The sequence below is a fragment of the Streptomyces sp. NPDC005266 genome, from assembly GCF_040607655.1.
GTDB lineage: Bacteria > Actinomycetota > Actinomycetes > Streptomycetales > Streptomycetaceae > Streptomyces.
In genome coordinates, this window is record NZ_JBEXHC010000030.1 from 36,926 (window position 1) to 54,247 (window position 17,322).

Annotated in this window: 13 protein-coding genes, 1 tRNA gene and 1 pseudogene; 9 read left to right on the top strand and 6 right to left on the bottom strand. The window is 69.4% G+C overall.

The annotated features are described in order from the left end of the window. The first annotated feature begins 257 nt into the window (after positions 1–257). The 3 genes from purS to purL are packed head-to-tail and all read left to right on the top strand — an operon-like array spanning position 258 to position 3,465. Entirely contained in the window at positions 258–542 is a 285-nt protein-coding gene (gene purS / locus ABZU99_RS32935; RefSeq protein ID WP_355948579.1) for a phosphoribosylformylglycinamidine synthase subunit PurS, read from the top strand. Beyond that, positions 539–1,219, top strand: a complete 681-nt coding sequence (gene purQ / locus ABZU99_RS32940) for a phosphoribosylformylglycinamidine synthase subunit PurQ (RefSeq protein ID WP_355948582.1) — start codon at positions 539–541, stop codon at positions 1,217–1,219. Before purS ends, purQ begins: the two co-directional genes overlap by 4 nt. After that, a complete protein-coding gene (purL, locus tag ABZU99_RS32945) occupies positions 1,216–3,465 on the top strand; it encodes a phosphoribosylformylglycinamidine synthase subunit PurL (RefSeq protein WP_355948584.1) in 2,250 nt (749 codons plus the stop codon). The genes purQ and purL overlap by 4 nt, the downstream gene beginning before the upstream one ends. Before the next feature lie 59 nt (positions 3,466–3,524). Here purL and ABZU99_RS32950 read toward each other — a convergent pair whose 3' ends face one another. Continuing rightward, complete coding sequence (locus ABZU99_RS32950) at positions 3,525–3,929, bottom strand: nuclear transport factor 2 family protein (RefSeq protein ID WP_355948586.1); 405 nt, start codon at positions 3,927–3,929, stop codon at positions 3,525–3,527. Between the two features lie 106 nt (positions 3,930–4,035). On the opposite strand from ABZU99_RS32950, the gene ABZU99_RS32955 reads away from it, so the two are divergent. From ABZU99_RS32955 to purM, 3 genes are all read left to right on the top strand, one after another. After that, positions 4,036–4,830 carry a sterol carrier family protein gene (locus tag ABZU99_RS32955; protein ID WP_356048026.1) on the top strand — a complete coding sequence of 265 codons (795 nt, stop codon included), beginning with the start codon at positions 4,036–4,038 and terminating at the stop codon, positions 4,828–4,830. Between the two features lie 442 nt (positions 4,831–5,272). Beyond that, on the top strand, positions 5,273–6,832 hold the full coding sequence (purF, locus tag ABZU99_RS32960; protein WP_356048028.1) for an amidophosphoribosyltransferase: 1,560 nt from the start codon (positions 5,273–5,275) through the stop codon (positions 6,830–6,832). A 52-nt stretch (positions 6,833–6,884) separates the two neighbouring features. Continuing rightward, a complete protein-coding gene (gene purM, locus ABZU99_RS32965) occupies positions 6,885–7,952 on the top strand; it encodes a phosphoribosylformylglycinamidine cyclo-ligase (RefSeq protein ID WP_355948595.1) in 1,068 nt (355 codons plus the stop codon). A gap of 101 nt (positions 7,953–8,053) precedes the next feature. Here the strand turns inward: purM and ABZU99_RS32970 are convergent, their stop codons facing one another. Together ABZU99_RS32970 and ABZU99_RS32975 are read right to left on the bottom strand one after the other, a co-directional pair. Continuing rightward, positions 8,054–8,308 (bottom strand): DUF3073 domain-containing protein, encoded by a 255-nt coding sequence (locus ABZU99_RS32970; RefSeq protein ID WP_176181587.1) that lies wholly within the window; start codon positions 8,306–8,308, stop codon positions 8,054–8,056. Between the two features lie 379 nt (positions 8,309–8,687). After that, complete coding sequence (locus ABZU99_RS32975; protein ID WP_355948599.1) at positions 8,688–9,845, bottom strand: Glu/Leu/Phe/Val dehydrogenase dimerization domain-containing protein; 1,158 nt, start codon at positions 9,843–9,845, stop codon at positions 8,688–8,690. Positions 9,846–10,022: 177 nt separating this feature from the next. Here ABZU99_RS32975 and ABZU99_RS32980 point away from each other — a divergent pair, with 177 nt between their 5' ends. After that, positions 10,023–10,859, top strand: a complete 837-nt coding sequence (locus ABZU99_RS32980) for a hypothetical protein (RefSeq protein ID WP_356048030.1) — start codon at positions 10,023–10,025, stop codon at positions 10,857–10,859. A gap of 510 nt (positions 10,860–11,369) precedes the next feature. Then, positions 11,370–11,576: a developmental transcriptional regulator BldC gene (gene bldC, locus ABZU99_RS32985; protein ID WP_003949541.1), complete on the top strand. Its 207-nt coding sequence runs from the start codon at positions 11,370–11,372 to the stop codon at positions 11,574–11,576. Between the two features lie 464 nt (positions 11,577–12,040). Here the strand turns inward: bldC and ABZU99_RS32990 are convergent, their stop codons facing one another. Next, the gene (locus ABZU99_RS32990) at positions 12,041–12,259 is read right to left on the bottom strand and encodes a DUF6274 family protein (RefSeq protein ID WP_355948603.1); all 219 of its coding nucleotides are present in this window, start codon (positions 12,257–12,259) and stop codon (positions 12,041–12,043) included. Positions 12,260–12,387: 128 nt separating this feature from the next. After that, a tRNA-Asp gene (locus tag ABZU99_RS32995) sits at positions 12,388–12,462 on the bottom strand. 478 nt (positions 12,463–12,940) lie between these two features. On the opposite strand from ABZU99_RS32995, the pseudogene ABZU99_RS33000 reads away from it, so the two are divergent. After that, positions 12,941–13,132: pseudogene (locus tag ABZU99_RS33000) on the top strand (transposase); the annotation flags it as partial. Positions 13,133–13,280: 148 nt separating this feature from the next. Here the strand turns inward: ABZU99_RS33000 and hrpA are convergent. Continuing rightward, entirely contained in the window at positions 13,281–17,240 is a 3,960-nt protein-coding gene (gene hrpA / locus ABZU99_RS33005; RefSeq protein WP_356048032.1) for an ATP-dependent RNA helicase HrpA, read from the bottom strand. Positions 17,241–17,322: the final 82 nt, after the last annotated feature.

Below are 17,322 nucleotides of genomic sequence, written 5' to 3' on the forward strand. Positions count from 1 at the left end.
TGTCAGGTGTCCAGTTGTAGCGAACAATGCTTTTTCATTTGTACAGCGACCGGCAATGCATTGGGAACCCCGTTAATTCCATCCGCGTGTCACGCCGCAATCGGGACCATACGTTTTTCCGGGGGTTTCCCCCAGCAGTTGCCCCCGACGATGCTTAAACGTGACCGAAGGCGCCCGTATCTACTCGCGTAGATTTTGCCGCGGGGTAGGCTTGCGTCACCGCCTTACGCACCAGCACCACACCACCGGGAGTGCCAGTGGCACGCGTCGTAGTCGACGTCATGCTCAAGCCGGAGATCCTCGACCCCCAGGGCCAGGCGGTGCAGCGAGCACTGCCCCGCCTCGGTTTCGAGGGGATCGCCGACGTCCGTCAGGGCAAGCGCTTTGAACTCGAGGTGGAGGGACCGGTCGACGATGCCGCCCTCGCCCGTATCCATGAGATCGCTCAGACCTTCCTCGCCAACACCGTGATCGAGGACTTCTCCGTGAAGGTCGAGGTCGGCGAGGGTGCCGGCACCGCCGCCGTGAAGGCGGAATCGTGACCGCACGCGTCGGAGTCATCACATTCCCCGGCACGCTCGACGACCGCGACACCCAGCGCGCGGTCCGCACCGCGGGACTCGAAGCCGTACCGCTGTGGCACCGTGACAAGGACCTCAAGCAGGTCGACGCGGTGATCCTGCCGGGTGGCTTCTCCTATGGCGACTATCTCCGGGCCGGGGCGATCTCCCGCTTCTCTCCGGTAATGGAGTCGGTGATCGACCAGGCGAAGGCCGGTATGCCGGTGCTTGGCATCTGCAATGGCTTCCAGGTTCTCACCGAGACCCATCTGCTCCCCGGCGCGATGCTGCGGAACAACCATCTGCACTTCATCTGCCGCGACCAGAAGTTGCGAGTGGAAAACGCGGAGACCGCCTGGACCCGCTCGTATGAGCAGGGCCAGGAGATCAACATCCCGCTGAAGAACATCGACGGCCGCTACGTCGCCGATGAACGGGTCCTCGATGAACTCGAGGCCGAGGGCCGTGTCGTGTTCCGCTATCAAGAGCTGAACCCCAACGGTTCGCTCCGCGACATCGCCGGAATCTCCAATGCGGCGGGCAATGTCGTCGGCCTCATGCCCCACCCCGAGCACGCCGTCGAACCGCTGACCGGCACCGGTCGCACCGACGGTCTCGGATTCTTCACCTCGATTCTCAAGAGGCTGGTCAGCGCATGACCCTGGACACCACCAAGCACGCGGCCCAGACCCCGGACACCGAACAGCCCTGGGCCGAGCTCGGTCTCAAGCAGGACGAGTACGAGCGCATCCACGCCATCCTGGGCCGCCGGCCCACCGGCGCCGAGCTCGCCATGTACTCCGTCATGTGGTCCGAGCACTGCTCGTACAAGTCGAGCAAGGTCCATCTGCGGCAGTTCGGCGAGAAGGCCCCGGAGACCGACGCCCTGCTCGTCGGCATCGGTGAGAACGCGGGCGTGGTCGACGTCGGCCAGGGGTACGCGGTCACCTTCAAGGTCGAGTCGCACAACCACCCCTCGTACATCGAGCCCTACCAGGGCGCGGCCACCGGCGTCGGCGGCATCGTTCGCGACATCCTCGCCATGGGCGCCCGCCCGGTCGCCGTCATGGACCCGCTGCGCTTCGGCGCCGCCGACCACCCCGACACCAAGCGGGTGCTGCCCGGCGTCGTCGCGGGCGTCGGCGGCTACGGCAACTGCCTGGGCCTGCCCAACATCGGCGGCGAGGTCGTCTTCGACCCCTGCTACCAGGGAAACCCGCTGGTCAACGCCCTGTGCGTGGGCGTGATGAAGCATGAGGACATCCACCTCGCCAAGGCGTCCGGCGCCGGCAACAAGGTCATCCTCTACGGCGCCCGTACCGGCGGCGACGGCATCGGCGGCGTCTCCGTGCTGGCCTCGGAGACCTTCGACGACTCGAAGCCCACCAAGCGCCCCGCCGTCCAGGTCGGCGACCCCTTCCAGGAGAAGCTGCTCATCGAGTGCACCCTGGAGATCTTCAAGGAGGACCTGGTCGAGGGCATCCAGGACCTCGGTGGCGCCGGCCTGTCCTGCGCCACCAGCGAGCTGGCCTCGGCCGGCTCCGGCGGTATGCGCGTCGAGCTCGACACCGTGCCGCTGCGTGACGCGACCCTCTCGCCCGAGGAAATCCTCATGAGCGAGTCGCAGGAACGCATGTGCGCGATCGTGAAGCCGGAGAAGGCCGACCGCTTCCTGGAGATCTGCGAGAAGTGGGACGTCATCGCCACCGTGATCGGTGAGGTGACCGACGGCGAGCGGCTGGAGATCTTCTGGCACGGCGAGCAGATCGTCGACGTCCCGCCGCGCACCGTCGCCCACGAGGGCCCGGTCTACGAGCGTCCGTACGCCCGCCCCGACTGGCAGGACACCCTGCAGGCCGACGACGCCAACAAGCTGCCGCGCCCGGCCACCGGCGCCGAGCTGCGCGAACAGGTGCTGAAGGTGGTCTCGTCCCCGAACCAGGCATCCAAGTCCTGGATCACCGACCAGTACGACCGCTTCGTCCAGGGCAACACGGTGCTCGCCCAGCCCGAGGACTCCGGCATGGTCCGGATCGACGAGGAGACGGGGCTCGGCGTCGCCGTCGCCACCGATGGCAATGGCCGGTACGCCAAGCTCGACCCCTACACGGGGGCGCAGCTCGCGCTCGCCGAGGCGTACCGCAATGTGGCCGCGTCCGGCGCCAAGCCGCTCGCGATCTCCGACTGCCTCAACTTCGGCTCGCCGGAGGACCCGGCCGTGATGTGGCAGTTCGCGGAGGCCACGCGAGGCCTGGCGGACGGCTGCCGTCAGCTCGGCACCCCGGTGACCGGCGGCAATGTCTCCCTGTACAACCAGACCGGGGACACCGCCATCCACCCGACGCCCGTCGTCGCCGTCCTCGGCGTGATCGACGACGTCGCCCGCCGCACCCCGATCGCCTTCGCGGAGGAGGGCGGGCTGCTCTACCTCCTCGGCGACACCGCCGAGGAGCTCGGCGGCTCCGCCTGGTCGCAGGTCATCCACGACCATCTGGGCGGACTGCCGCCCAAGGTCGACCTGGAGCGCGAGCGGCTGCTCGCCGAGATCCTGATCTCGGCCTCCCGCGACGGCATGGTGGACGCGGCGCACGACCTGTCCGACGGTGGCCTGATCCAGGCGCTCGTCGAGTCGTGTCTGCGCGGCGGCAAGGGCGCCCGGATCGTCGTCCCCGACGGTGTGGACCCCTTCGTGCTGCTGTTCTCCGAGTCCGCGGGCCGGGCGATCGTCGCCGTTCCGCGCAGCGAGGAGATCCGCTTCAACGACATGTGCGGGGCGCGGGGTCTCCCGGCGGTCCGTATCGGCGTGATCGACGGCGACGAGATCGACGTCCAGGGGCAGTTCTCCCTCCCGCTCGGGGAGCTCCGGGAGGCCTACGAGGCCACCATCCCGGGCCTGCTCGCCTGACGGACGCGGCCCCGCCCTCCCTCAGGCTCAGGGGGCGGCGGGGCCGTACGCCCGGCCGGTCACCCCAGCCAGTACGCGTCGAAGGCGTCGAGGTCCTCGACGCATTCCTCGATGTCGGAGATCTTTCCGCCGATCAGGGTGATGAACTGCGCGCCCTTCATGGCGAAGCTGCGGCTGCCGTCCGCTTTCCTCGCGGTGTAGCGGTAAGCGAAGATCACATGGCCCTGGCCATCGGCCGTGAACGACTCGGGTTCGATCCCTTTGCTGCTGCCGTCCGGCCTGCCCCAATCGCGGTACAGCCGGATGACGGAGTCCAGGCCCTTGTGGGTGCCGGACAACGAGTTGGTGCCGGGCACATGGTGGACGACGTCCGAGGTCATCATCGTGGACAGGGTGTTCAGATCGCCCCGGATGAACGTCTCGAAAGCGCGGCGCACCAGGGCACAGTCCGGGTGCTCGCCCATGACGATTCACACCTTTCGTACCGATAGATACCGTTCTCTTCCATGGTCTGACGGGGTCCGCGTGCTGTCGCGCGGAGGCCTCATGGCCCCTGAGTAAGCTCGGCCCATGCCCCCTCGCCCCCGCGCCCGCATGTACGACCCCGCCAAGACCCGCGCCGCCGTGACCGCGCAGCTGCGGCACGTCAGGGACGCGGTGAAGGAGCTGGACGAGGAGCGACTGGGCGCGCCGACCCGGCTCGGCGACTGGACGGTCCGCGAGCTCATCGCCCATGTGACGATGGCCGTACGGTCCGTCGCCCACCTCCTGGAACAGCCCGCGCCGCCCTCGCGGGAGCCCGTCGTCACCGTCACCGGCTGGACGGGCGCGACCGCCGCGCGTGCCGCGGACATTGACGAGGACACCCGCGCCCTCGCCGCGAGCGCGGCCCCGGGCGAACTGCTGGAGCAGGCCGAGACCCGCTTCGCGGAGCCGGCCGCCACGGCCCCCGGCGACCGCCTGCTGGCCACGCGCGTCGGGGCGATGCGGCTCGACGATTACCTCGTCACGCGCTGTGTCGAGCTGATCGTCCACACCGACGACCTGGCGGCCGCCACCGGCGCGGAGATCCCGTACGACCGTCAGGCCCTGGCCACCACGACCCGCGTCCTCGCCGACGCCCTCGCGGCCAAGGCCCCGGGCGGCTCGGTCGAGGTCCGCGTCCCCCCGTTCGCCGTCGTCCAGTGCGTAGAGGGCCCCAAACACACCCGCGGCACACCCCCAAACGTCATCGAAACGGCCCCCCTCCCCTGGATCCGCCTCGCCACGGGCCGCCTGACCTGGCCCGAAGCCCTGAAATCGGCCCAACTGACGGCCAGCGGCGACCGAGCCGACCTCGGCCCCCACCTCCCGGTCCTCACCTAGCCCCAATGCCGGTGACTAATAGGGCTTGCGAGGCGCTGACCTGAAGCGATGCCCCCAGCGGGGGTGCGTGGGCGGAGTCCCGAAGGCGGGGGTCCGGGCGGAGCCGGTGGGGGTGCGGGGGCGGAGCCCCGAAGGCGGGAGCCGGTGGGGGTGCGGGGGCGGAGTCCCTTCCACGCGGCGGAGCCGCATCGGATGCTGCGGGGAGGGGCGGGGTGGGGGCTCCGTCCGCCGCAGGCGCCCCCGATCCCACCGCACCCCCCGATGTGATCCGTGCCCCATTGACGCGCCCCCGCCCTCGCCCGAAAAGCCGGTCGTAAGGCCGGTCGTAAGGCCGGTCGCAGGGGGCCGCCGACGCTCACCCGGAGTCCCGGCGAATGTGATGTATCTCCCCGCGCCCGTCCCTCGTTCGGAGGTGCCCCGGAACTGGCCTAGACTCGATGCCGTGCCACGTGGTGACGGACGACTCAGCCACGACCTGCTCCCCGGCGAGAAGGGCCCCCAGGACGCTTGCGGCGTCTTCGGAGTCTGGGCGCCGGGCGAAGAGGTCGCCAAACTCACCTATTTCGGGCTGTACGCGCTGCAGCACCGTGGACAGGAGTCCGCGGGCATCGCGGTGAGCAACGGCTCGCAGATTCTCGTTTTCAAGGACATGGGCCTGGTCTCGCAGGTTTTCGACGAGACCTCCCTCGGCTCGCTCCTGGGCCATATCGCGGTGGGCCATGCCCGCTACTCCACCACCGGAGCCTCGGTGTGGGAGAACGCGCAGCCGACATTCCGGGCGACAGCGCACGGATCGATCGCGCTGGGTCACAACGGGAACCTGGTCAACACCGCCGAGCTGGCGGAGATGGTCGCGGCCCTGCCGAGGGACAACGGGCGGGCCACCCAGGTCGCGGCGACCAACGACACCGACCTGGTCACGGCCCTTCTCGCGGGCCAGGTCGACGAGGACGGCAAGCCGCTGACCGTCGAGCAGGCGGCCCCCATCGTGCTGCCCAAGGTCAAGGGCGCTTTCAGCCTCGTCTTCATGGACGAGCACACGCTGTACGCGGCGCGTGACCCCCAGGGCGTCCGTCCGCTGGTGCTCGGCCGCCTGGAGCGCGGCTGGGTGGTGGCGTCGGAGACCGCGGCGCTGGACATCGTGGGCGCCTCCTTCATCCGGGAGATCGAGCCCGGCGAGATGGTCGCGATCGACGAGGACGGGCTGCGCTCGACCACGTTCGCCGCGGCCCGCCCCAAGGGCTGTGTCTTCGAGTACGTGTATCTGGCCCGCCCGGACACCGATATCGCGGGCCGTAACGTCTACCTCTCCCGGGTCGCGATGGGCCGCCGGCTGGCCAAGGAGGCCCCGGCGGACGCCGACCTCGTCATAGCGACGCCGGAGTCCGGCACCCCCGCCGCCGTCGGGTACGCGGAGGCCAGCGGGATTCCGTACGGCGTCGGGCTGGTCAAGAACAGCTATGTGGGCCGGACCTTCATCCAGCCCTCGCAGACCATCCGGCAGCTCGGCATCCGGCTCAAGCTGAACCCCCTCAAGGAGGTCATCCGGGGCAAGCGCCTGGTGGTCGTGGACGACTCGATCGTCCGCGGCAACACCCAGCGTGCCCTGGTGCGGATGCTCCGTGAGGCCGGGGCGGCCGAGGTGCACATCCGGATCAGCAGCCCGCCCATCAAGTGGCCCTGCTTCTTCGGCATAGATTTCGCGACCCGCGCCGAGCTGATCGCCAACGGTCTGTCGGTCGAGGAGATCGGCAAGTCGCTGGGCGCCGACTCGCTCGCGTACATCTCCACCGACGGCATGATCGAGGCGACCACGATCGCCAAGCCGAACCTGTGCCGCGCGTGCTTCGACGGCGAGTACCCGATGGATCTGCCCGATCCCGAGCTGCTCGGCAAGCACCTCCTGGAGTCCGAGACACGGGCCCCGAGCAGCAGCGACGCCGACGGCGTGAAGACGCTGACCGCTGGTGTCGGCGGCGCCGACGCACTGCGCCGCCCGTAGGTCCTTACAGGCCCTCCCGCCTGTCATCCCCGATACGAAAGATCTCAACGTCATGTCCGAGTCCGGGTCCACCTACGCCGCCGCGGGCGTCGACATCGAGGCGGGCGACCGCGCCGTCGAGCTGATGAAGGAGTGGGTGAAGAAGGCCGGCCGCCCCGAGGTCGTGGGCGGGATCGGCGGCTTCGCCGGGCTCTTCGACGCCTCCGCGCTGGCCCGCTACCAGCGGCCGCTGCTGGCCTCCGCCACCGATGGCGTGGGCACCAAGGTGGACATCGCACGGCGGATGGGCGTGTACGACACCATCGGCCGCGATCTGGTCGGCATGGTCGTGGACGATCTGGTCGTCTGCGGCGCCGAGCCGCTGTTCATGACCGACTACATCTGCGTCGGCAAGGTCTACCCGGAGCGGGTCGCGGCGATCGTCAAGGGCATCGCCGAGGGGTGCACCCTGGCCGGCTGCGCGCTGGTCGGCGGCGAGACCGCCGAGCATCCGGGGCTGCTGGCCGCCGACGACTTCGATGTGGCCGGGGCCGGTACGGGCGTGGTCGAGGCCGATCGGCTGCTGGGCCCCGATCGCATCCGAACGGGTGATGCGGTGATCGCCATGGCCTCGTCCGGACTTCACTCGAACGGGTACTCACTCGTACGGCATGTGCTCTTCGACCGGGCCGGCTGGTCGCTGGACCGGGAGGTTCCGGAGCTCGGCCGGACGCTGGGGGAGGAGCTGCTGGAGCCGACCCGGATCTATGCGCTGGACTGCCTGGCCCTGACCCGGACGACCGAGGTGCACGCCTTCTCGCACATCACCGGCGGCGGGCTCGCCAACAATCTGGCCCGGGTCGTCCCCGACGGCCTGCGCGCGGTGGTCGACCGCTCGACCTGGGCTCCCGGCGCGATCTTCCAGCTGGTGGGCGAGACCGGTTCGGTCGACCGGCTGGAGCTGGAGAAGACGCTGAACATGGGCGTCGGCATGATGGCGGTCGTACCGGGCGAGTCGGTCGACGTGGCGCTCACCACACTCGCCGACCGGGGCGTGGACGCCTGGGTCAGCGGCGAGATCACCGAGCGTACGGAGCAGGACACCGAAGCGGTGACGCTGACCGGTGACTACGCGGGCTGAGCCGACCGCGCGGCGGGCGGAGGCAGCACAGAAGCCGGTCCGAGGCGGTGCCCCGGACCGGCGGAGATGCGGCGAAAAGCCGAGCGCCTCGAACGATTGGTTCAGGCGCGGCGACGCTGCGGGGACGGATCCGACTGTTCGTCGTCCTCGTCCTCATCGTCGTTGTACAGATCCGCGTACTGTGCGTACGGGTCATCGTCCAGCTCATCGTCCTCGAACGGCTCGCCATTCGGCGGCTGGCTCGATGTCGATGCGCCCAGCTCCTCGGCCAGGCGTGAGAGGTCCGTCCCACCGCTGTTGTACTTCAGCTGGCGGGCGACCTTCGTCTGCTTGGCCTTGGCCCGGCCGCGCCCCATGGCTCGACCCCCTCAACGACGGGGCTCGACGGCCCCAGAGTCTTGACACGCGTTCACGTTCATGAGTCGGAGCGGACTCCCCTGAGAGAGTCCGGTCCGTAGGGCTTCAACCGTACCTGCTTCTGTGGCCATACGGTACGTCGCCCACACGACGTGCCACGCGGCAGGACCCGCGAGGAGCCCTTTCCTCGCTGGTCATCTGCGATTTTAACGTGTCCTGGGCGCCGACCCGCCGACAGGCCGTGAGGGATCTCTCCCCAATGGGCTTTGATGGCTCCCCACTGGCTCCTCACAGCCCCGTGCGGGCCCCGTCGAGCAAGGGCCCGCACGGATGAGGCCGGGGCGGTGCTCAGCGCCTCTCAGACGCGCTCAGGCGCGCTCAGACGCTGTCGTGGCCCTCCGCCATCCGGTGCTCGGCCAGCCGGTCGGCGGCCGCGGCGGGCGGAATGCCATCGGTCTTGGCCCGGTCGAATATGGCCAAAGTCGTATCGAAGATCTTGGCCGCCTTGGCCTTGGCCCGGTCGAAGTCGAAACCGTGCAGCTCATCGGCGACCTGGATCACACCACCGGCGTTCACGACGTAGTCCGGCGCGTAGAGGATCCCGCGGTCGGCGAGGTCCTTCTCGACGCCCGGGTGGGCCAGCTGATTGTTGGCCGCCCCGCACACCACCTTCGCGGTCAGCACGGACACCGTGTCGTCGTCGAGCGCGCCGCCGAGCGCACACGGGGCGTAGACGTCCAGGTCGGCGCGGATCAGCGCGTCGGTGTCCGGGACGGCCTGGATCCGCGGGTGGCGGGAGAGCACGCGGTCGACCGACTCGGTGCGCACATCCGTGACCACGACCTCGGCGCCGTCCTCCAGCAGATGCTCCACGAGGTGGTGGCCCACCTTGCCGACGCCCGCGATGCCGACCCGGCGTCCGCGCAGCGTGGGCGCGCCCCAGGACGCCTGGGCGCTGGCCCGCATGCCCTGGAAGACGCCGTAGGCGGTCAGCACGGAGGAGTCGCCGGCGCCGCCGTTCTCGGGGGAGCGGCCGGTCGTCCAGGGGCACTCGCGGGCGATGACGTCCATGTCGGCCACATAGGTGCCGACGTCGCAGGCGGTGACGTAGCTGCCACCGAGGGAGGCCACGAAGCGTCCGTAGGCCAGCAGCAGCTTCTCGCTCTTGATCTCTTCGGGATCGCCGAGGATCACGGCCTTGCCGCCGCCGTGGTCGAGCCCGGCCAGCGCGTTCTTGTACGACATGCCGCGCGCGAGGTTGAGCGCGTCGAGGACCGCCGCGTCCTCAGGGTGTTCCTCGGAGCTGTAGGCGTGGAAGCGGGTGCCGCCGAGCGCGGGGCCCAGGGCGGTCGAGTGGACGGCGATGACGGCCTTCAGACCGCTCTCCCGGTCCTGGCACAGCAGGACCCGCTCATGTCCGCCCAGGTCGGAGCGGAACAGCGTCGTGAGAGGTGAGAGAGGGTTAGGCACGCGACTTACCGTCGGACCGTCGGCGCTGACGGTGTGACGTACGTCGGTCACGGTGGTGACTCCCATAGGTCGGGGTAGACGCCCTCCTGGCAGGTGGGGAGGGCCGTTGGGCAAGAGGGTAAGCCCTGGGGCCCCGCCGGATCGGCCATGTCCCCGCCGAGTCCGCAGGACAGGCATGGGACGATGCGGTCATCCGGGGGTAAGGCAACTCCTGGCGGTGGTCTCAGCCTTGAGGGAGCGCGTGTGACCTTGGCGTCTTCGGTGATTGTCCCGTACGCGACGTATCTCCGGGTCTATGAGCCGCTGGCCGCGTTTCCGGAGCCGGAACGCTCGCACTGGGCGCGCTATGCCAAGCGCGAAGACATCCCGGGCGCGCAGGACGAGCTCCGCCGCTCGCTGGCCGATCTCCTGCCGGTGCCACCGGTGCCGGTCCCCGTGCACGAGAGCGCCGACGCCTTCGTGGCGGTCGTGGACGGCGTCACCTGCGTCTGTCCGTGGCGGACCCGGCTGCGGGGCTGGTTGGCCCTGGAGGAGCTGTCCGAGCTGCTTCCCGGCCCCCTTCTGGACGCCGCGCTGCCCCCGGTGGTGCGCCGGCAGGCCGCTTCCGACTACGAACGGTGGCTGGAGCGCAACCCGGACGCCCGGCCGTGGATCCGTTCGGCGACCTGGCATGTGCCGGTGCGCTGGTTCGTGCTCTTCTCGGACGACGAGCGCGAGTACACCAAGGGTGAGGAGGGGCTCGTCCTCCGTTACCGCACGCCAATGGTCCAGGCCAGGCGGCGGGTGGCGCGTGGCCTTAAGGTGCTCAGGGAATCCCTCGGCGAGGGGCCGCTGATCGACGGGCTGGTCGACGTCGGCCGGTGGCTGGAGGAGTTCCATCCGCGGTCGCTGGTCGAGCTGGACTACGGGGGCCTGGTGCACGCGGTGTCCGCGGGGATGCTGGAAGATGATCACTCGGCCGCGGATGTGGCGGAGGGTCTCGCCGCGCTGCGCGACGGGGACGGGGATCGGGCGGGTGCCGCGTACGAGCGGCTGACCGACCGGTGGAGCGAGGTGCGCGGGCGGCAGAACGCGAGCTGAGCGCGCCCAGGGCGCGAGCGGAGCGTGAGCCGGTCCGGTGCCGGGCGGCCGGTGGGGGAGCGCAGGGGACGTAGGTCCCGATCCGGGCCATTGCCTCAATCGTGACCTAAAGCACTGACTTCGGGCCTTGCGGCAATCCCCCACCCTCGTGTCAAAATAGGACAAGGAGTCCGGGAGGGACTCCTTCCGCCCAAGTAAGGGCGGATTCATCGGTATTGCACTCCTTGGTGGATCTGGTGACCCCTGATCCTGTTGTGACTGATCGTCACGGCTGCGTGACTGTCCGTTATGGCATGGTCCATCGGCTTCCGTCGAGGTTGAACACCTGAGAGGGCAATTCCGTCGGTTTGGCCGACGGGGCTGGACAGATGGTGTAGTTGTAGTGCCGAGGACAAGCCGTTCGTCCTATAACCGACTCGGCCCGCGTCCGCCATTTCGGGCAACGCGGGTCAAGGTGCAGAATTTAGAGGAAAGAACCGTGATGGTTCGGTTCTCCCGAGGAGGCCGCTCATGACCGCTCGCACCCCTGATGCCGAGCCGCTGCTGACCCCGGCTGAGGTTGCCACGATGTTCCGCGTGGACCCGAAGACGGTCACCCGCTGGGCAAAAGCAGGCAAGCTCACGTCCATCCGCACGCTCGGAGGGCATCGGCGCTACCGCGAAGCGGAGGTCCGTGCGCTTCTCGCGGGCATCCCGCAGCAGCGCAGCGAAGCCTGAACAACCGCATAACCAGGCATTTCCGGGCTCCCCAGCCCGGCATTCGCCTGTATGGCTCCACACGACGGGCGCCTGCCCCAACAGGCCCTCTCACCGCTCGACATGGTGCGTCGTCGATCGCGCTGGACTCCGCCGGGTCCAGCGCGATCTTTTTATGCCTCCACGACCCCCGTCCATGGCTCCGTGGCGGGCGGCTCGGAGGGTGCCGGCAAGCGCCGCCAAGCGCCCGTGAAGGCATGCATTCGGGCCAGTGGGAGCGGTCCGGAAACGGCTCCGGGGTGGCGTGGGACAGAGGGTGCAATTGCACATATTAAATTGACCGATGGCGAGCGGGGCGTAACTTCCCTCACTCCGGAAACACATTCGGTGACTCCCGTCACACCGCTCAGCGCTTGTCCTCCACCCGGCAACTGCGGTAGAGGGCAACTGCGGTAAGGGCTTGCTGAGTTGGCTGCTGCGAGCCGCTACGCGGAGGGCCGCCGGTCCTCGACCGTCTCCTCGATCGCCTCCGGGATCGCCCCGTCAAGCGCCTCGTGGCCGCCGTCGGCTTCCGACGGCTCCATCGCCAGCCGCAGCAGCCGATGGCAGATCGGGCAGTGCCGGGTGAAGTGGCGATAGCCCGTGGCGGCCGCCAGATGGGCGCGCAGCAACGCCCTGGTCTCATGCTTCGCGAACGCCGTCATACGCCGCACCTCCCGCGTACCGCCACGCACACCTTTACTGGCCTGCGTACCTCTGGGTGAGGGTCGCGGTCAAGACGCCGGAAGACGCCGAAGGCCCGGATCCATGGGATCCGGGCCTTCAAATGATGCGGTCCTGACGGGATTTGAACCCGCGGCCTCCACCTTGACAGGGTGGCGAGCACTCCAAACTGCTCCACAGGACCAACAGTGACGCCCTACAGCTTCGCTGTGCTGCGCCGCGCTGTTGTGCGCTTGCGTCCCAGACTGTACAGCAGGTCAGGGGCTCTGGTCGAACTCGCGCCCGGTGGGGACCCGCCGGGCTGCTGACGCCCCGGGAAAGCTTCCCGGGGATGCCGGCCCCGGCTCCCCTGAAGAGCCCTGGGAAGCCCCCGGAAGCCCCTGGGGCAGCGGGCGCGGGGGAGCCCCGCCCGCGGACGGCCGCGGGCGGGGTGGGGGGCGAGGGGCCGGGCAAGGCGGCGGCGCGGGGCCCGCCGTTGTCGGCAGGGCCTCGCGAAGTCGTCGGCGTGGTCGCTTCTCATCCGCGCTGGGGCATGGGTCTGCCCCACACACTCCGCGGATGCCGGCCCCGGCTCCCCTGAAGAACCCTCGGAAGGCGCGGGGGAGCCCCTGGGGCAGCGGGCGCGGGGGAGCCCCGCCCGCGGACGGCCGCGGGCGGGGGCCGCCTACGCTCGCCGCAAGGCCATCGTCGAACCCGTCTTCGGCCAGATCATGACCTGCCAGAACGGCCGCCAACTCCTGGTGCGGGGCCAGGACGGCGCCGGCGGCGAATGGCAGCTGCTGGCCGCCTGCCACAACCTCCTCAAGATCTTCCGACACTTCGGGAGCGCCGCTCCGGCCGCCGCGACCGGCTGACCAACCGGGCATACCACCGGACCACCATGCCCCCGCCGAGCCACGAACCAACGACGCGACGCTCCCGAGCACCCGGAGGCGAGAGCCATCACGCCCGGTCCCGCCGATCACGACTGCCCGGACAGTTGCCGGTTACTGGGACACGCTCCTAGGGGGCCGCCGCGTCAATGGCCTTCACGATGCGCTTGTCCGAGACCGGGTAGGCCGTGCCGAGCGCGTGCGCGAAGTAGCTGACCCGCAGCTCCTCGAGCATCCAGCGGATCTCCAGCGCCTCCCGGGGCACTGGCCGGCCCGCCGGGAACTGCTCCAGCAGCCAGGCGTACTCGTCCCGCATCTCCCGCACCTTCGCCATCCGGGTGCGGTCCCGCTCGGAGTTGCCCGGCAGCTGCTGCAGCCGCCGGTCCACGGCCACCAGATAGCGCATGAGGTCCGGGAGGCGGCGCACCCCGTGCGCGGTCACGAAGCCCGGCGTGATGAGCTCCGCCAGCTGCTCCTTGACGTCGGTGAGCGACGGCAGCAGGGCGGCGCTCGTCGACAGTGGCGGGCTCTTCAGCCGGCGCTCGCACGACTGCCACGCCGCCAGCACCTCCTGGACCTTCCGTATGGCGTCCATCGTCGCGTCCGTGATGTCGGCGCGCACGGCGTCGAAGAGCTTGCGGAACGACTCCTCGTCCCACGCCGGGCCGCCGCGGGCCGCGATCAGCCGGTCGGCCGCCGCCGCCACACAGTCCTCGAAAAGTGCCTGGACGCTTCCGTGCGGGCTGCTGGACAGCGCCAGCTTCGCCTGGTTGGAGAGCTTGCCCTGGGCGAACTTCGCCGGGTTGGAGGGAAGCTGGAGCAGGATCAGCCGGCGGGTGCCCTGCCACATCGCCTGCCGCTGCTCGGCCTCGGTGTCGAAGAGCCGTACCGCCACCGACGCGCCCTCGTCGACCAGTGCCGGATACGCCTTGACCGGCTGGCCGCCGCGGCGCGTCTCGAAGGTGCGCGGCAGCGTCCCGATCGTCCACCGGGTCAGCCCGCGGCGCTGCTCGATGCCCGCGGACTCCTTCGAGCTCTCGAAGGCCTTGGAGATCGCCGCCCGCGTCTTGGGCTTCAGCCGCTGCTTGAGCGCCTCCAGATCCTTGTCCTCGGCGAGCTTGCGGCGCCGCTCGTCGACCACCCGGAAGGTGATCTTGAGGTGGTCGGGGACCTTCGACAGATCCCAGTCCTCCGGCTCGATCCGCACGCCCACCATCCGCTGGAGCTCGCGGCCGAGCGCCGCTGTCAGCGGCTCCTGGAGGGGGACAGCGCTTTCCAGGAAGCGCTTCGCGTAGTTCGGCGCCGGGACGTAATTGCGCCGGATCGGCTTTGGCAGCGAGCGGATGAGCTCGGTGACCAGATCCTCGCGCAGCCCAGGGATCTGCCAGTCGAAGCCCTCCGGGGTGACCTGATTGAGCACCTGGAGCGGGATGTGGACGGTCACGCCGTCCGCGTCCGCGCCCGGCTCGAATTGATAGGTCACCTTGAACTTGAGCTTCTCCTGGCGCCAGGAGTCCGGATAGGCGTCCTTGGTGACGCCCTGGGCCCGCTCATTGATGAGCATCGACTTCTCGAAGTTGAGAAGCTCCGGCTCCTCGCGGCGCTTGTGCTTCCACCACGAGTCGAAGTGGGCCCCGGACACGACATGCTCGGGCAGCCGCTGATCGTAGAAGTCGAAGAGCGTCTCGTCGTCCACGAGGATGTCGCGGCGCCGCGCGCGGTGCTCCAGCTCCTCGACCTCGCCGAGCAGCTTGCGGTTGTCGTGGAAGAACTGGTGGTGGGTGCGCCAGTCGCCCTCGACCAGGGCATTGCGGATGAACAGATCGCGGCTGGTCTCCGGGTCGATCCGGCCGTAGTTGACCTTCCGCTGGGCGACGATGGGCACGCCGTAGAGCGTGACGCGCTCGTAGGCCATCACCGCCGCCTGCTTCTGCTCCCAGTGCGGCTCGCTGTAAGTGCGCTTGACCAGATGCTGGGCGAGCGGCTCGATCCACTCCGGCTCGATCTTCGCGTTGACCCGCGCCCACAGCCGGGAGGTCTCGACGAGCTCCGCGGACATCACCCAGCGCGGCGGCTTCTTGAAGAGCGCCGAGCCGGGGAAGACCGCGAACTTCGCGCTGCGCGCGCCCACGTACTCGTTCTTCGCACCGTCTTTCCCGCCCTCCCCCCCGACGTTCTTCAGGCCCACATGGGACAGCAGCCCGGCCAGCAGCGACGTATGGATGTGATCCGGCGCCGCGTCCTGCTCGGACATGTGGATGTCCATGGTCTTGGCGACCGCGCGCAGCTGGCTGTAGATGTCCTGCCATTCGCGTATGCGCAGGTAGTTCAGGAACTCATTGCGGCACATGCGGCGGAACGCGGACGACGACAGCTCCTTCTGCCGCTCCCTGATGTACTTCCACAGGTTGAGGAAGGCCAGGAAGTCGCTGGACTCGTCCTTGAAGCGCGCGTGCTGCTGATCCGCCTGCTGCTGCTTGTCCGAGGGGCGCTCGCGCGGGTCCTGGATGGACAGCGCCGCCGCGATCACCATGACCTCGCGCGCACAGCCGTTGCGGTCCGCCTCCAGCACCATCCGGGCCAGCCGCGGATCCACCGGCAGCTGCGCCAGCTTCCGCCCGACCTGGGTGAGCCGCTTCCGCGGATCCTTCTGCTTGCTGTCGAGGGCGTGCAGCTCCTCCAGGAGCTGGACGCCGTCCTTGATGTTGCGGCGGTCCGGCGGGTCGATGAACGGGAACTTCTCGATGTCACCGAGTCCGGCGGCGGTCATCTGGAGGATGACGGAGGCCAGGTTCGTCCGGAGGATCTCCGCGTCCGTGAACTCCGGGCGGGTGAGGAAGTCGTCCTCGGAGTACAGCCGGATACAGATGCCGTCGCTGGTCCGGCCGCAGCGGCCCTTGCGCTGATTGGCGCTGGCCTGCGAGACCGGCTCGATCGGTAGCCGCTGCACCTTGGTGCGATGGCTGTAGCGGGAGATCCGGGCGGTGCCCGGGTCGATCACGTACCGGATGCCGGGGACGGTCAGCGAGGTCTCGGCGACGTTCGTCGCCAGCACGATCCGGCGGCCGGCGTGGCGCTGGAAGACCCGGTGCTGCTCGGCGTGCGACAGCCGCGCGTACAGCGGCAGCACCTCGGTCGATCTCAGCTTCTTCTTGTTCAGCGCGTCGGCCGTGTCGCGGATCTCCCGCTCCCCGGAGAGAAAGACCAGGATGTCGCCCGGCCCCTCGGCTTGCAGCTCGTCGACCGCGTCACAGATGGCGGTGATCTGGTCGCGGTCGCTGTCCTCACCGCCCTCCTCCAGCAGCGGCCGGTACCGGACCTCCACCGGGTACGTACGGCCGCTCACCTCGACGATCGGCGCGTCGCCGAAATGGCGGGAGAAGCGCTCGGGGTCGATGGTCGCGGAGGTGATCACGATCTTCAGATCGGGACGGCGGGGCAGCAGCTGCGCCAGATAGCCGAGCAGGAAGTCGATGTTGAGGCTGCGCTCATGGGCCTCGTCGATGATGATCGTGTCGTACTGGCGCAGCTCGCGGTCGGTCTGGATCTCCGCGAGCAGAATGCCGTCGGTCATCAGCTTGATATGGGTGTCCTGGCTCACCTGATCGGTGAAGCGGACCTTCCAGCCGACGGACTCGCCCAGTGGTGTCCTCATCTCGTCGGCGATGCGCTCGGCGACGGTGCGGGCGGCGATCCGGCGGGGCTGGGTATGGCCGATCAGCCCCTTGACGCCGCGGCCCAGTTCCAGACAGATCTTGGGGATCTGGGTCGTCTTCCCGGAGCCGGTCTCACCCGCGACGATCACCACCTGGTGATCGCGGATGGCCGCCAGGATGTCGTCCCTCTTCTGGCTGACCGGCAGCTCTTCCGGATAGGTGATGGCCGGCACGGCGGCGCGGCGATCCGCGACCCGCAGGTCGGCACGCTCGATCTCCTCGGCGATCTCGCCGAGCACGGCCGCACGGGCCTCGGGCTTACGGATCCGGCGCGCGCCGTCGAGTCGGCGCCCCAGCCGCTGCTGGTCACGCAGCATGAGCTCGGGCAGCCGCTCCAGCAGGGCGGGCAGGGCGGGGGCAGGCGTCGTGGACATACGGATCCCAGGATCTCACCTCGGCAAAACGACTGGCGAACCATTTCCGTCCGGGCCGCGTCGCGCGGTATGTCCGGGATAT